The sequence below is a fragment of the Xanthomonas citri pv. mangiferaeindicae genome (genome assembly GCA_002240395.1).
GTDB lineage: Bacteria > Pseudomonadota > Gammaproteobacteria > Xanthomonadales > Xanthomonadaceae > Luteimonas > Luteimonas citri_A.
In genome coordinates, this window is sequence record CP016836.1 from 2,487,443 (window position 1) to 2,502,466 (window position 15,024).

The 15,024-nt window shown below is 69.6% G+C and carries 11 protein-coding genes; 6 read left to right on the forward strand and 5 right to left on the reverse strand.

Annotated features, from left to right (window positions below):
* Window positions 1-57: 57 nt before the first annotated feature.
* From BEN78_10670 to BEN78_10690, 5 genes are all read left to right on the forward strand, one after another.
* Window positions 58-690 (forward strand): hypothetical protein, encoded by a 633-nt coding sequence (locus BEN78_10670; GenBank protein ASR43765.1) that lies wholly within the window; start codon window positions 58-60, stop codon window positions 688-690.
* 48 nt (window positions 691-738) lie between these two features.
* Window positions 739-2,724: a hypothetical protein gene (locus BEN78_10675; GenBank protein ID ASR43766.1), complete on the forward strand. Its 1,986-nt coding sequence runs from the start codon at window positions 739-741 to the stop codon at window positions 2,722-2,724.
* Window positions 2,725-2,836: 112 nt separating this feature from the next.
* Window positions 2,837-8,155, forward strand: coding sequence for a DNA repair protein (locus tag BEN78_10680; GenBank protein ID ASR43767.1), 5,319 nt, complete (start codon window positions 2,837-2,839; stop codon window positions 8,153-8,155).
* On the forward strand, window positions 8,152-8,910 hold the full coding sequence (locus BEN78_10685) for a hypothetical protein (GenBank protein ID ASR43768.1): 759 nt from the start codon (window positions 8,152-8,154) through the stop codon (window positions 8,908-8,910). Before BEN78_10680 ends, BEN78_10685 begins: the two co-directional genes overlap by 4 nt.
* Window positions 8,907-10,007, forward strand: a complete 1,101-nt coding sequence (locus tag BEN78_10690) for a toxic anion resistance protein (GenBank protein ID ASR43769.1) — start codon at window positions 8,907-8,909, stop codon at window positions 10,005-10,007. Before BEN78_10685 ends, BEN78_10690 begins: the two co-directional genes overlap by 4 nt.
* A 165-nt stretch (window positions 10,008-10,172) precedes the next feature.
* On the opposite strand, the gene BEN78_10695 is transcribed toward BEN78_10690, so the two are convergent.
* The 5 genes from BEN78_10695 to BEN78_10715 form a co-directional block, all read right to left on the reverse strand.
* Window positions 10,173-11,246, reverse strand: coding sequence for a uroporphyrinogen decarboxylase (locus tag BEN78_10695; GenBank protein ASR43770.1), 1,074 nt, complete (start codon window positions 11,244-11,246; stop codon window positions 10,173-10,175).
* Window positions 11,247-11,257: 11 nt separating this feature from the next.
* Window positions 11,258-11,551, reverse strand: a complete 294-nt coding sequence (locus tag BEN78_10700) for a hypothetical protein (GenBank protein ASR43771.1) — start codon at window positions 11,549-11,551, stop codon at window positions 11,258-11,260.
* A gap of 71 nt (window positions 11,552-11,622) precedes the next feature.
* The gene (locus BEN78_10705) at window positions 11,623-12,717 is read right to left on the reverse strand and encodes a 3-dehydroquinate synthase (protein ASR43772.1); all 1,095 of its coding nucleotides are present in this window, start codon (window positions 12,715-12,717) and stop codon (window positions 11,623-11,625) included.
* Window positions 12,718-12,803: 86 nt separating this feature from the next.
* A complete protein-coding gene (gene aroK, locus BEN78_10710) occupies window positions 12,804-13,364 on the reverse strand; it encodes a shikimate kinase (protein ID ASR43773.1) in 561 nt (186 codons plus the stop codon).
* A gap of 66 nt (window positions 13,365-13,430) precedes the next feature.
* Entirely contained in the window at window positions 13,431-14,240 is an 810-nt protein-coding gene (locus tag BEN78_10715; GenBank protein ASR43774.1) for a kinase, read from the reverse strand.
* 89 nt (window positions 14,241-14,329) lie between these two features.
* On the opposite strand from BEN78_10715, the gene BEN78_10720 reads away from it, so the two are divergent.
* Entirely contained in the window at window positions 14,330-14,938 is a 609-nt protein-coding gene (locus tag BEN78_10720; protein ASR45082.1) for a pyridoxamine 5'-phosphate oxidase, read from the forward strand.
* The last annotated feature ends 86 nt before the right edge of the window (window positions 14,939-15,024 follow it).

Consider the following 15,024-nt stretch of genomic DNA (forward strand, 5'->3'; position numbering starts at 1 on the left):
GGGAGCGGCCTGCGCGGGGAGTGTGGGCTGGCCAGGACACAGGAGTGCTTCGCCGACATGCCCGAATTCGTCGCCACCGCGCTCGGATACCCCACGCTCGTCTACAGCGTGCTGCTGGGGGTGTGCGCGCTCTACTGGCTGATCGCGGCGCTGGGGCTGGTGGACATCGGTGGCCTCGATCTCGACCTCGACCTGCCCGATGGCGCGGACGCGCATGGACTGGCCGGCGTGCTCGCACGGCTGGGGCTCGATCGGTTGCCGATCATGCTGGTGCTCACACTGGTGGTGTTCTTCGGCTGGTTCTGCACCTACTTCATCCATCTGTTCCTGCTCGCGCCGCTGTGGGGCTGGCTGCGCTGGACGCTGGGCACGCTCACTGCGCTGCTCGCACTGCTGCCGGGCGCACTGCTGACCACCGCGGCGCTGCGACCGTTGCGGCGCTGGCTGTCGAAGTTGCAACCGGTCGCCGAACCCTCGCTGCTGGGACGGGTGGCCGTCGTGCGGACGCCGACGGTGTCGGCGTCCGCCGGAATGGCCGATGTCGACGACGGCGGTGCCGGCCTCGTCCTGCAGGTGCGCGCCGAAGGGGCCCATGTCCACCAACGCGGCGAGCGGGTGGTGCTGGTCGAGTTCGATCCTGTGGGGCATTGCTATCGGGTCGTGCCCGAAGCCGATTACCGTCACATCTGATCCGTACGGTCCGCGGAATGCGGACCCCAAGCGAAGGAGAAACACCCGATGAGTGTCGCCACGCTCGCCCCGTTCCTGATCGGCCTGGGCATCGTCATGGTCGTGCTGCTCGGCGCGGCCGGCCTGTTCAAGGCCTTCTACAAGAAGGTCGACCAGGGCACCGCGCTGATCGTCAACGACATGAGCACGCAGCCCAAGGTGCGCTTCACCGGTGCGCTCATCATCCCGGTCCTCTACCGCGCCGAGCTGATGAAGATCAGCCTGATCACGCTGCAGATCGATCGCCGGGGCAAGGAGGGGCTGATCTGCCGCGACAACATGCGCGCCGACATCGCGGTGGCGTTCTACTTGCGCGTCAACGAGACCCAGGCCGACGTGCTGCGGGTGGCCAAGGCCCTGGGCGCCGATCGCGCCTCGGACAAGCATGCAGTCGACGAGCTGTTCAACGCCAAGTTCTCCGAGGCGCTCAAGACCGTCGGCAAGAAGTTCGACTTCACCGACCTGTTCGAAAAGCGCCAGGAGTTCCGCGACGAGATCATCGCCGTCATCGGCAACGACCTCAACGGCTATGTGCTCGAGGACGTGGCGATCGATTACCTCGAGCAGACGCCCAAGAGCGTGCTCGATCCGCACAACATCCTCGACGCCGAGGGCATCCGCAAGATCACGGAGCTGACCGCCTCGCAGAACGTGGTCACCAACGAGCTCGAGCAGAACGAGCGGTTGGCGATCACCAAGAAGAATGTCGAGACGCGCGAGGCGACCCTGTCGCTCGAACGTCAGCAGGCCGAGGCCGAGGCGCGCCAGCAGCGCGAGATCGAGACGATCCGCGCGCGTGAGGAAGCCGAGACCGCAAAGGTGCAGGAGGAACAGCGGCAGGTCGCCGAGAACGCCCGCATCGAAGCCCAGCAGCTGATCGACATCCGTGAGGAGAACCGCCTGCGCGAGGTCGAGGTCGCAGCGCAGAATCGCCAGCGCGCGGTCGCGATCGAAGCCGAGCGCGTCGAGCGCGCCCGCCAGCTTGAGCAGGTCACCACCGACCGTGAAGTGCAACTGCAGGGCGTGGAGCGCGACAAGGTCGTCGAGCAGGGCCGGATGGACGTGGCCAACATTACCCGCGAACGCATCGCCATCGACAAGACCGTGGCCCAGGAGGAGGAACGGATCAAGGAAGTGCGCGAGGTGTCGGAAGCGGACCGTCTCAAGCAAGTCACGATCCTCGACGCCGAGGCCAAGGCGCAGGAGGCGTTGGTGCGTCAGGTCAAGGAAGCCGAGGCGCGCGAGACCGCCGCCCGGCACCGTGCGGTCGAGGTCACCACGCTCGCACAGGCCGATTTCGAGGCAGCCGGCAAGCAGGCCGAAGCCAAGAAGCTGCTCGCCGAAGGCGTCCGTGCCGAGCGTGCCGCGCCGGGTCTGGCCGAGGCGCAGGTGCAAGAGGCCGGTGCGGTCGCGATCGAGAAGGTCGGCGTTGCCGAGGCGCGCGTCATCGAGGCGAAGGCGGATGCCAATCTCAAGCAGGGGACGGCGGAGGCGCGGGTGCTGGCCGAGACCTTGTCGGCGCAGGCCCAGGGCGAGTCGCAGATGGGCCGTGCGAAGGCCGAAGCGGTCGAGTCGATCGGCAGCGCAGAGGCCACCGTGGTCGAGAAGAAGCTCTCGGCCGAGGCCGAGGGGCTGACCCGCAAGTTCCAGGCGATCGATGCGCTCAGCGATACCGCACGCGGGCACGAGGAGTTCCGCATGGCGCTCGACACAGGGCTCCGGCAGGCGCTGGCGTCGATCGAGGCAGGCAAGGACATCTCGCGCGAGAATGCCGAGGTCATCGCCAGCGCATTGCGCAACGCCGACATCGATCTGGTCGGCGGTGATGGCGGCATGTTCGAGAACCTGGTCAAGGCGGTCTCGCTGGGGCGGTCGATCGAGGGCCTGGCCGGCAAGAGCCCGATCGTGCAGGACCTGATGCAGCGCTACCTTGGCGTCGCTGCCTCCAGTGCCGACACCGAGCGCCGCGCGCTCGTCGAGGACGGCGCGGCCTGAGGCCGCACTCGCTCCGCAACGTCGCAGAGGCGGTCGCCGGCCGCCGGTGACGCGCCGAGATCCACCGGGCATGCGCACAGTGCATGCCCGTCACAGCGCAGGATGAGTCGTGATGTCAGAACCCACGCCCGACGCCGGGCAGCAGGCGCCCACGACGGCCAGCCATGTTGACGAGGCGGTCGCCCAGGGCGGTGCTTACGAGGTGCTGCGACGGCGCCTGGCCGAGCAGGGCGCACGCCTGCGCAGCTTGGCCGAGTCGCTCAACACACGCCGCTTGCAGGAGTTTGGCGACAGCCGCATGGAGGTCGCCGGACGCTTCCGCATCCGCACCGAGAACAATTGCGTCGGTCGCGACATCGTCCAGGTGCTCGGCGACCACCTGCTGTTTGGCTACAACGTCTACATCGGCCTTCGGACCCAGACGCGCGTCGAGGATGTTTTCGCGCTCTACCGCCTGACCGAGGAGGCGGACGGCTACGACGTGGTACCGGTCGACCCCACCGGCAGCTTCCTCGGCGATGCCGGCTTCGTCCGCGACTTCGGCGAACTCTACGCCTACTACAAGCACGCCCGCTTGCTGCAGTTGATCGTGCGCGAGGGCCGGTTGCTGGCCGCGTTCCAGATCGGCGAACGCAGTACCGACGTGCGCGTGTTCCGTTGGCAGATCGCCAACTCCGGGGAGCTGCGCTACCTGGACTCGCGCGGTGAGCGCGACATCGCCCTGCCGCCGCCGTTCGACTTCGAGTGGACTCGCGCGACCCGTGAGCTGGCGGTCGATGGGCGCCACCCGCATCTCAACATCCTCGACACGATCTTCGTGGAGACGACCGGCGGCGACCTGACCGTCAAGATCGAGAACAACACGCAGACCGGGCAGGGGATCTATGCCGAGGCGGTCGAGGACCGCACGCAGTCGATCGACGATGCGATCTTCGACTTCGCCAAGGTCGGGTCGCTGATCCTGCTTAAGGTGCTGCCCTACCGCGAACAGGCCTGGCGCGGACTGATCTACAACACCTTGACCGGCACGATCGTGCGCAACGACGCCATCGTCCAGGCTTGCGTGCAACTGCCCGAAGACCACGGGATCATCTTCCCGGGCGGTTACTACCTGCAAAGCGGCGAGCACAAGGCCTTCGACGCGCAGATGGACGGTATGCAGTTCAAGCGCGCGATCCGCTCGCCCAACGGCGAGGACGTCATGTACGTCTTCTATGATCGCGAGGCTGGGCGCTCGGCGCTGTTCGTCTACAACACGATCCAGCGCGCACTGCAGAATCCGGTGTTCGGGCACGGCTATGCGATCCTGGCCGACGGACGCATGGTGCTGTTCCATGCCGAGGGCGATGCGCCGACCCGGATCCACCCGATGCAGGTCTGGCAAACGCCGTTCACCAGCGACGAGTACGCCGCTCGCGTGCCGACCGGCAACAATTTCATGGGGCGCATCGGCAATCCCGAACTGGTGCGCGGCATCTCCAACCTGTTCGATCTCGCGCGCGAGATCGACGGCCGTGAGGTGTCGGTCCAGCGCTACCAGCTGCTGGTGCACAACGCCCGGCGCCTGTTCGACGCCCACCACTGGCTCGAGGACGAGGCGAGCGAAGGGGCCGGGCCGCTGCTGCACGAGATCGCCGCGACCGGCGAGTCGGTGCTCGATGAGTACGAGAAAGTCGAGGGAATCCGGCAGCAGTCCGATCTCGCGATGCGCGAGGCCGAAGCCGAGCACCGCACTTTGCTGGGCCGGCTGCAGACCGACGACTGGGATCGGATCGAGGACTTCGTCGAGGCGCTCGGTGCGATCGGGCGACTGCGCGGTCACCTGCTGACGATCCGCGACCTGCGCTACATCGACACTGCGGCCATCGACCGCATGGGCGAGGCACTGCAGGCAGCCCAGGACCGCGTGGGCGCCGCGACGGGCGTGTTCCTGGCGGGCGAGACCGCGTTGCAGCCGCTGGCCGAGCGGCTGCACGCACTCGACGGCGAGGCGCAAGCTGCCCAGACCGCGCGGACGCTGACCGAGCGTATCGACGCGATGCAGGCGTTGGCGGGCGATCTGGACATGCTCTCGGAGCTGATGGCCACGCTGAAGGTCGAGGATGCGACAGAGCGCACGCATGTGGTCGAGGCGATCTCTGGACTGTACGCCCGGCTCAACCAGTCGCGCGCGCGTGCCGACCAGCGACGGCGCAGCCTGGGCTCGGCCGAGGCTGTCGCCCAGTTCGGCGCCCAGTTCGCGCTGTTCGGACAGGCGATCGCCGGCGCGCTGGCGCTGGCGACCGACCCCGAGCGTGCCGACGAACAGCTGTCGCGGTTGACCGTGCAGTTGGAGGAACTGGAGAGCCAGTTCGGTGAGCACGAGCAGTTTCTGGCCGACATTCTTGCCAAGCGCGAGGAGCTGGTGGAGACGTTCGAGGCGCACCGGCAGGCGCTGCTCGACGATCGCCAGCGCAAGGCCCAGGCAGTGTTCGACGCCGCGGCGCGCATCCTCGACGGCCTGCCGCGGCGGACCGAGCGGTTCACTAGCGCCGACGAGCTGAACGCGTTCTTCGCCGGCGATGCGCTGATCCTGAAGTTGCGCGAACTCGCCGGCCGGCTGCGCGGGTACCGCGACAACGTCAAGGCCGACGATGTCGAGGCGCGCCTGAAGGGGGTGCGCGACGAGGCGGTGCGCAGCCTGCGTGATCGCAGCGACCTGTTCGAGGGCGGTGGCCAGGTGATCCGGCTCGGGCGAAGGCACCGTTTCAGCGTTAACGTCCAGCCGCTGGACCTGACCATCCTGCCGCGCGGCGACGGCCTGGCGGTGCACCTGACCGGGACTGACTTCTACGAGGCGATTCACGACGCCGAGCTCGACGCACTGCGCGACTACTGGCAGGTGACGCTGGATTCCGAATCGCCGTCGATCGCGCGCGGCGAGTATCTGGCCGGACGTGTGCTGGAGGCGGCGATCGCCGGGCGCGACGATCTGCGTCTGGAAGAAATGGTTGCGCAGGTCGGCGACCCGGATGCGCTCGAGCGCACAGTGCGGACCTTCGCCGCGCCGCGCTACCGAGAGGGTTATGAGAAGGGGATCCACGACCACGACGCGGCGTTGATCCTGCGCGCGCTGTTGCCGCTCTACGCCGCCGCAGGTCCGCTGGTCCACCCGCCGGCTGCACGCGCGCTGGCGATGTTGTTCTGGGCGCACGCTGGCGACGACGGTGACGCTGCGCAGTGGCCGGCGCGTACCGCCGGCGCACTGGCGATCGAACGCTTGTTCGGCTCCATCGACGGCGTGGACGCGCTGCGCGCGGAGATCGCCGAAGCGCTGTCGGGATTCCTTGTGCGACACGCGCTGCCGATTGATCCGGCATTGGCCGTGGATGCGGCGACGTACCTGATCGACGAACTGCGCGAGGGCGATCCGACCTTCGGCATCAGCCACTACGCCCGACGCCTGGTCGACGCCCTGCGCGAAGCACTCGATGCGGCCGACCTGGCCGCCACCTTCGACGCCTCGATGCAGCGTCTGGTCGAGCGGCCGTCGGCGCAATGGGCGTTGGCGGCGCAGTGGCTGTACGGCCTGTGCGGCGATCCCAAGCACGCGCCGCTGGCCGGCTACGTGCCCGAGGCGATCGTGTTGTTGCTGGCCGGCCGCACGCTGCGCCATCGGGTGCGCGAGGCTGCGCTGATCGCCGAGGTCGCGGGGTTGCTCGGCGAGCACCCGCGGATCGAGGAGGGCCGCCTGCGGTTGGCGGTTGACGATTTCCTGTCGCGGCTGCGCGCGCACCGCGAGACCTTCGTGCCTGCGTTCCACCGCTACCAGGCGGTGCGTCAGCGCATCGCCACGCGCGAACGCGAGGCGCTTCGGCTATCGGAGTTCAAGGCGCGGCCATTGACCTCGTTCGTGCGTAATCGGCTGATCGACGAGGTCTATCTGCCGCTGATCGGCGACAACCTCGCCAAGCAGATGGGTACCGTCGGCGAGGACAAGCGCAGCGACCTGATGGGCCTGCTGATGATGATCTCGCCACCCGGATACGGAAAGACCACGTTGATGGAGTACGTGGCCAGCCGGCTTGGCCTGGTCTTCATGAAGATCAACGGCCCGGCGCTCGGCCACGAGGTGCGCTCGCTCGATCCCGACCAGGCGCCCGATGCGACCTCGCGCCAGGAGCTGCACAAGCTCAACCTGGCGCTGGAGATGGGCAGCAACACGATGCTGTACGTCGATGATATCCAGCACACCCATCCCGAGTTCCTGCAGAAGTTCATCTCGTTGTGCGACGGCACACGCCGCATCGAAGGCGTGTGGCAAGGCCGCACCAAGACCTACGACATGCGCGGGCGGAAGTTCTGTGTGGTCATGGCCGGTAACCCGTATACCGAATCGGGCGAGGTGTTCAAGATTCCGGACATGCTCGCCAACCGCGCCGACATCTACAACCTGGGCGATGTGCTCGGCGGCATGGAGGATGCGTTCAAGCTCAGCTATATCGAGAACAGCCTGACTTCCAACCCGGTGCTGGCACCGTTGGCCACGCGCGACATGCGCGATCTGTATCTGCTGGCCGACCGCGCTGCGGGCAAGGAGGTCTCCACCAACGACCTGTCGCATGCCTACAGCGGCGCGGAGGTCAACGAGATCGTCGCCACCCTGCAGCGGCTGATGCAGGTGCGCGACGTGGTCTACCGGGTCAATCAGCAGTACATCGCCAGCGCCGCACAGGCCGACCGCTACCGCACCGAGCCGGCGTTCCGCTTGCAAGGCAGCTATCGCAATATGAACAAGCTGGCCGAGAAAATCTCGCCAGTGATGAACACTGCCGAGTTGCAGCAGCTCATCGCCGACCATTACCTGGGCGAGGCCCAGCTGTTGACCACCGGCGCCGAGGAGAACCTGCTGAAGCTGGCCGAGCTGCGTGGCACGATGACCGAGGCCCAGGCCGCACGCTGGGCGCAGATCAAGCGCGACTTCCTGCGCGACAAGGCGATGGGCGGCGAGGACGCCGACACCGGCGCGCGCGTGGTGGCGCAACTGGCCGACATCGCCCAGGGCCTGCAGGCGATGGGCGGCGGCGAGCCACCGCCGGCACCGCCGCAGGTGCCGTGGCAGGACATCCTGGACGCCCTGCAGCGCATCGCCGCGCGCGAGGCGGACGTACCGGCCGTGCGAAGCGAACCTATCGAGGCCGCGCCGGCCGCGATGCAGGCCACGATCGCGCCGCTGCTCGAGCGATTCGGCGAGTCGCTGGCCGGGCAGGCCGGCCTCAATGCTGCCCTCGCGCAACTGATCGAGTTGTTGCAACTGCGTGTGGCGGCGAACGACGCCGCGCCTGCGACGGCCCGGGCGCGACGCGAGCGCACGCCTGCCGAGCGCCGGCTTGACGAGGCGCTCGACCAGTTGGGGCTACTGGACGGGCGCAGGGAGACACCGCCGGAATGAGCCGCCAGGCGCCGCACGACGCAGCGAAGACAAACACGTCGGCGGATCGGGTCGGCGCCGCGATGGCGCACGGCGCAGGGGCACTCGACGCGCTCGATGCGATCGAGCTCGAGGCGGCGCTGGATGCCGCTGCCGCCGCCGGGCTGGTCGAACGCCTGCGCGCGGTGCACCTGGCGATGCGCGCGGACGCACCGCGCGCCCTGCGTCGTAGTGCCGGGTTGCTCGGACGCCTGTTCGGGCGAGACGTCAAGCTGCAGGCAGAGGCCAGCGCGCTGGCCGCACGCCTGGGCGTACTGCTGCGCGATGCCGATCGCGCCGCCGACGGGCTGACCGCGCATCTCGACGGCCAGCGCGCCTGCCTCGACCGGCTCGACGCAGCGCTGGCGGCGCTGCGCGCCGCTGCTGCGGACACCGGTCCGGCGCTCGGCGCTGCAGACGATGCAGCGCGCCTGGCGCTCGACCGGCGCCGGCAGCATCTGCGCGACGTGGAGGCGGCGCATGCGCTGAGCGCGCGCCAGCTCGCACTGCTGCACGCGCAGGGCCTGTCGCTACTGGACCGCTACCGCAACATCCGTGAGGTGCTGGTGCCGGTCTGGCGTCAGCGCGCCCTCGGGACGGGCGCCATCGACGGCGCCGCGCAAACCGAGGCGGCCGCGGCGATCGAGGCCGAGATCGCTGCCGAACTCGCCGGCATGGCCGCTACACTCGACCCACGGCCGTCCGACCGGGCCGCCGATCAGGAGACCGTCGCATGAGCCAGGACACCCCCGACCACGCCCTCTTGCCCGCCGCCGGTGTGCTCGATGATGCCGCGCTGCAGGCCCTGGGCCTGACCGCAGACGACCGCGGCGAGATCGCCGCGGCCGGCAAGGCGCTTCAGGACATCTCGCCCGGCAATCTGCACGTGTTCGGCCGCGAGGCGGCGAGCAAGACGGCCGCCTTCTCCAGCCAGTTGCTCGATCAGGTGCGCAACAGCGACCTCGACGCCTCCGGCGACAAGCTCGGCGAGGTGGTACGCATCGCGCGCGGCCTCGACCTGGGCAGTGTCGCCGGGCGATCGAAGCTGCCGGTGATCGGCCCACTGATCGACCGGCTGCGTGGCTCGCGTGACGAACTGGTGCAGAAGTTCAGTACCACCAACCAGCAGATCGAGCGACTGATGCAGGACATCGGCCGCCAGCAGGACGGCCAGCACCGGCGCGTGTCCGAGTTCGACCGGATGTTCGACATCGTCGTCGAGGAGCGCCGTGCGCTGGGCGTCCACGTCGCGGCGGGCCGGCAGCGCTTGGCCGAACTGGCCGAGGACCTGCGCGCGCTCGATGGGCTCGACGACCCGCAGTCGCGTACCCGGCGCGCGGAGATCGACAACGCGGTCCGGTTGCTCGACAAGCGCGTCGGCGACCTGGCGGTGATGCAGCACGCCGCTGAGCAGTCGCTGCCGATGATCCGCTTGATCCAGGCCAACGCGATTCAGCTCATCGAGAAGTTCAACACCGTGCGCAACGTCACGATCCCGTCGTGGAAGCGGCAGTTCGCGATCCAGCTGTCGCTGGGCGAGCAGAAGAACGCAGTCGCGCTGTCGAATGCGATCGACGACGCCACCAACGAGTTGATGCGCCGAAACGCCGATCTGCTGCGCGAGACATCGGTGGGAACGGCGCGTGCGAACCAGCGTGCGGTGATCGACATCGCGACCCTGCGCCACGTCCACGACCAGCTGATCCACACGGTCGAGGAAGTCCGTCAGGTCCACCGCGAAGGCATCGAGCAGCGCCGGCAGGCAGAGGGCGAACTGGCGCGGCTGCGCGAGGACGTCCAGAAGCAGCTGGCCAAACCCGCGTTGGAGGTCTGAGGTGCCATTCGCATCCCCGGTTTTCTGGATCCTGGTTTTGCGAGCGGGCAAGCAGGGCGGGCGCGCCCATCGCGCGCTCGACGCCGCCGTCGGCCGTCGGCGTGGGCAATCCAGCGTCGGACCGGTGCAGCGCCGTCCGTTGAAGGACGGCGCGCGCGTCCGGTCTCAGCGCGCGCTGTAGTCGTGCACCTCGTCGACGAGCACCGCGACGTGATCGGGATTCATGTCCGGCGACATGCCGTGGCCGAGGTTGAACACGTGGCCGTCGCGCGAGCCCTGGTTGCCGGCGGCGTAGCTGTCGAGCGCTCGCCGCACTTCGCTGCGGATCGCATCGGGCGCGCCGTACAGCGTCGCCGGGTCGAGGTTGCCCTGCAGGGCGACGCGGCCGCCGGTCCGGCGCGCGGCATCGCCGAGCTCGATCAGCCAGTCCACGCCGACACCGTCGGCGCCGGTCTGTGCGAGGTCCTCGAGATAGGCGGCGGTGCCCTTGCCGAACAGGATCAGCGGTGCGCGGTCGGCGCCGTCGCCGCGCTCGAGTTCCTTGGCGATGCGCGCCAGGTACGGCAGTGAGAACTCGCGGTACATCGCCGGGCTCAGCACGCCGCCCCAGGTGTCGAACACCTGCAGCGCCTGCGCGCCCGCGGCGCGTTGTGCGGCCAGATAGGCGATCACCGCGTCGGTGTTGACCGACAACAGCGCGTGCAGCGCCTGCGGGTCGTTGAGCGCCATCGCCTTGATGCGCGCGAAGTCTTTGCTGCCACCGCCCTCGACCATGTAACAGGCCAGCGTCCACGGGCTGCCCGAGAAGCCGATCAGCGGCACCGCGCCGTCGAGCTCACGACGGATCAGCCGCACTGCGTCCATCACGTAGCGCAGTTCGGTCTCCATGTCCGGCACGCCGAGCCGGGCGATCGCCGCGGCGTCGCGCACCGGGTGGCGGAACTTGGGACCTTCGCCTTCGACGAAGTACAGCTCCAGGCCCATCGCGTCGGGGATGGTCAAGATGTCGGAGAACAGGATCGCCGCATCGAGCGGGAAGCGGCGCAACGGCTGCAGCGTGACTTCGCAGGCGATGTCCGGTTGCTTGGCCATGCCCAGGAAGCTGCCGGCCTGGCGACGGGTCTCGCGGTACTCGGGCAGGTAGCGCCCGGCCTGGCGCATCAGCCAGACCGGCGTGCGGTCCACGGGCTCGCGGCGCAGGGCGCGCAGGAAGCGGTCGTTCTTCAGAGGTGCGGACAAGGGGGTCTTCCTTACTCGGTGGCGTCGGCGTGGGCCGTGCGGGCATCAGGAGCGGACGGCATCGTTGCTGCGTGCGTGCCGACCAGGTGGAAACCGCGACGCAGCTGGGTGTCGCGCGCGCGTTCGAGCGCGCCCAGCGCACTGGGCTCGTCGGCGTACTGCTGGCTGCGCAACTGGCTGCGGCCGCCGATCTGCCCCGACTCGCGCACGAGCGTCCAGCCGCCGAGCAGGTCGGGCTGCAGCATCAGCTGGACGAAACGCGCGGCCTCGTGGCCCTGGGCCGGTTGTTGCAGCAGCAGTCGCATGGGGCGGCATTGTACGGGGCGCAGGCCAAGCGCGGGCCTGCTTGCCCGAACAACGCGTTGGCGCAGCGGCGTCAGCCGGCGCGCAACACGCCGATGACCGCGCTTTCGGGCACGTCGGCCAGCACCTGGGCGCGGCCGGCGCCGGACCAGACGATGAAGCGCAGGCCGCCGGCCTGGGCCTTCTTGTCGAGCCGCATATGCGCCAGCAGGCGCTCGGAGTCGAGGCCTGCCGGCAGCGCGACCGGCAACTGCAGGCGGGACAGCAGCGCGATCAGGCGTGCGGTGTCGTCGGCCGGCGACAGGCCCAGCGCCTCCGACAGACGCGCGGCGAGCACCATGCCGACCGCGACCGCCTCGCCGTGGTTGAGTCCGCCGTAGCCCTGCTCGGTCTCGATCGCGTGGCCGAAGGTGTGGCCGAAGTTGAGCAGGGCGCGCTCGCCGTGCTCGAACGGATCGCGCGCGACGATCGCAGCCTTGTGCGCGCAACTGCGCGCGACCGCTTCGGCCAGCGCGGCCTCGTCCATGGCCAGCAGCGCCGGTGCCTGTGCATCGAGCCAGTCGAGGAACGGCGCATCGGCGATCGCGCCGTACTTGACCACTTCGGCGAGCCCTGCGCGCAGTTCGCGCGCCGGCAGAGTGCGCAGCGCCGCGGTATCGGCAATCACCGCGCGCGGCGGATGGAAGGCGCCGACCAGGTTCTTGCCTTGCGGCAGGTCGACCGCGGTCTTGCCGCCGACCGACGAATCGACCATGGCCAGCAGCGTGGTCGGCAGTTGCACGCAGTCGATGCCGCGCATCCAGCACGCGGCGGCGAAGCCGGCCAGGTCGCCAATCACGCCGCCGCCCAGGGCGAACAGGGTCGCATCGCGGCGCAGCCGCGCCTGCGCCATCGCATCGACGACCTGGGTGAAATGGGCCAGGGTCTTGGCCGACTCGCCGGCCGGCAACACATGGCGATGCACGCGCAGGTCCGGCCGGGCGGCCTGCAGCGCGGCGGCGACCCGGTCGGCGTAGAGCGGGGCGACGTGGCGATCGCTGACCAGCATCGCCTCGCCACCGCGCACGTGTCGGGCAAGCAGCGCGCCATCGTCGAGCAGCGCCGGGCCGATGTGGATGGTGTAGGGGCGTTCGCCGGCGACGGCGACTTCACGAAGCGGTAAGGACATGGGGGATGGCTCGGTTGCGCGTGGGGCCTGGCCCGTGGCATCGACGTGGCAGGTCAGGCGGGAGGCGTGGGATGGAAAGGCGGCGCTCATGCGGCCGGCGGGTCCGGTGTCGGGGACGTGGCGGGTCGCCAATGGGTCTCGACCAGGTGGCCGAGCGCGGCAGCGGCTTCCGCGCAACCGTAGGCGCCAGTGTCGAAGCGCAGATGGGCGGCCTGCGCATACAGCGGCGCGCGCACCTGGGCCAACCGATGCAGCACCTCGCTGCGATCGTCGCCAGCGATCAACGGCCGTGCCCGGTCGCGGGCCAGGCGTGCAAGCTGGGTGTCGACATCGGCATGCATATGGACCACGAAGCCGCGCGCGCGCATGCGCTGCCGGTTCTCGGCGTCGAGGACCGCGCCGCCGCCGGTCGCGATGATCTGGCGGGTGCCCTCGAGCACCGCGGCCAGCGCCGCCTGCTCGCGCGCGCGGAAGCCCGCCTCGCCTTCGCAGTCGAAGATCGTGGCGATCGTCGCGCCGGTGCGGACCTCGATTTCGTGGTCGACATCGACGAACGCCAGCCCGAAGCGGGCAGCCAGGCGGCGGCCGATCGACGACTTGCCGGCGCCCATCGGACCGACGAGCACGAGGTTGGGAGCACAGTGCATGGCCGAATCCTAGCAGCGGGCCGCACCGCATCGATGCCGGCCGCACATCATTGCCTGCGCGGCCGATCAGCCGGGCAGGCGTACGCGCCGCTGCGCGTCCAGCGCGATCACGACATCGGCGGTATCCGGCAAGGTACGCAGCAGTCGTCGGCTGACGCGCTCGTAGTGCTGCACGAAGCGTTCGACCTGGGCGCGGTCCATGCCCGCCCGATCGGGCGCCGCACTGCGCAGCGCCTGCTCCTGCTGCCAGCGCCAGGTCGGCACCACCTCGAAACCTGGCGGCTGCAGGAACAGCAGCCGGTCCACGCGCCGCCACAGTGCGGGGTAGTCGCGGGCGAGCGCGGTGTTGCACCAGTGGCGCCAGGTGCCGTCGGGATCTTCGTCGCGCTCCAAGGCGTTGATCGGCGCGGCCAGCGCCTCCGCAGGCTCAGGTGTCGCGCCCAGGCACCAGCCCTCGAACACGGTCAGCGCGACCGGGCCGGCACTCGCCCAGTCCGCGGCCGGCCGCCGGTCGTCGCGTCCCTTGTCGAAGCGCGGCAACCGGGTGCTGCCGCCCGCTCGCAGCGTATCGAGCAGCGCGCAGCCGAACGCGACCTCATGCGTGCCCGGCGGGCCGCGGGTGGCGAGCAGCGGGTGCACGGTGCGGGCCAGGCGCTGCCGGGCACGGTGGTCGAGATAGAGGTCGTCGAGCGAGAGCACCGCGATCGCCAGGCCGCGCGCCCGACCGGCGGCGGCGAGCTGGGTGGCCAGCGTCGACTTGCCTGTGCCCTGCAGGCCACTGATGCCGAGCACGCGCGCCCCTTGCCGCAAGGCGTCGTCGAGCACGCGCGCGACGAGCGCGTCGGACCATTGCGCAGGTGAGGGCGGGGCGGCCATCGCGGCACGATACCCGAGCGTCGACGCCGCCAGTGACGAATGGTGCGCCGACGTTCGACATCGCGGCGCGGCGGCGCGATGATCGGCATATGACCACGCCCTGCGCCGCCCTGCTGACCGAAGCCCTGTCCACGTTCTCCGTGCTGTTCGACGAGGCCGCCGCGGCCGGCGAGCCCGACCGCACCGCGATGACCGTCGCTACCGCCGCCCTTGACGGGCGCCCCTCGGCGCGGGTCGTGCTGCTCAAGGCCTGGGACGAGCGCGGTTTCGTGTTCTACACCCATCTCGATGGCCGCAAGGGCCGCGAGCTGCAAGACAACCCGCAGGCGGCATTGCTGTTCCATTGGCCACGCGTGCGCCACGGCGTGCAGGTCCGCATCGAGGGGCCGGTGGTGATCGTCGGCGACGAGGAGGCCGACGCGTACTTCGCGTCGCGTCCGCGTGGCAGCCAGCTCGGCGCCTGGGCGTCGCGGCAGTCGGAGGAGCTCGACGACCGCGCGACCTTCGAGCAGCGGCTCGACGATGTCGCCCGCGAGTTCGAAGGGCGCGACGTGCCACGCCCGCCACGCTGGTCGGGCCTGCGCGTCCGTCCCGACCGCATGGAGTTTTGGTACGGCGCCGACTATCGCCTGCACGAGCGCTGGCTCTACGAATGCGATGCCGCCGGCAACTGCCGCAAGCGGATGCTGTATCCGTAGACCGGCACCGGCGGCGCCCGGTCACGGGGCGGAACGCTGCTTTGCACGGGCGTCATCCCCCGTGGCAGCCCGCGCACTAGCATGCA

Bases quoted from the DNA above. Each gene is read 5' to 3' on its own strand.
- BEN78_10690 (ASR43769.1), top strand. From the start codon at position 8,907: ATGAGCCAGGACACCCCCGACCACGCCCTCTTGCCCGCCGCCGGTGTG.
- BEN78_10670 (ASR43765.1), top strand. From the start codon at position 58: ATGCCCGAATTCGTCGCCACCGCGCTCGGATACCCCACGCTCGTCTAC.
- BEN78_10715 (ASR43774.1), bottom strand. From the start codon at position 14,240: ATGGCCGCCCCGCCCTCACCTGCGCAATGGTCCGACGCGCTCGTCGCG.
- BEN78_10675 (ASR43766.1), top strand. From the start codon at position 739: ATGAGTGTCGCCACGCTCGCCCCGTTCCTGATCGGCCTGGGCATCGTC.
- BEN78_10720 (ASR45082.1), top strand. From the start codon at position 14,330: ATGACCACGCCCTGCGCCGCCCTGCTGACCGAAGCCCTGTCCACGTTC.
- BEN78_10685 (ASR43768.1), top strand. From the start codon at position 8,152: ATGAGCCGCCAGGCGCCGCACGACGCAGCGAAGACAAACACGTCGGCG.
- BEN78_10680 (ASR43767.1), top strand. From the start codon at position 2,837: ATGTCAGAACCCACGCCCGACGCCGGGCAGCAGGCGCCCACGACGGCC.
- BEN78_10700 (ASR43771.1), bottom strand. From the start codon at position 11,551: ATGCGACTGCTGCTGCAACAACCGGCCCAGGGCCACGAGGCCGCGCGT.
- aroK (ASR43773.1), bottom strand. From the start codon at position 13,364: ATGCACTGTGCTCCCAACCTCGTGCTCGTCGGTCCGATGGGCGCCGGC.
- BEN78_10705 (ASR43772.1), bottom strand. From the start codon at position 12,717: ATGTCCTTACCGCTTCGTGAAGTCGCCGTCGCCGGCGAACGCCCCTAC.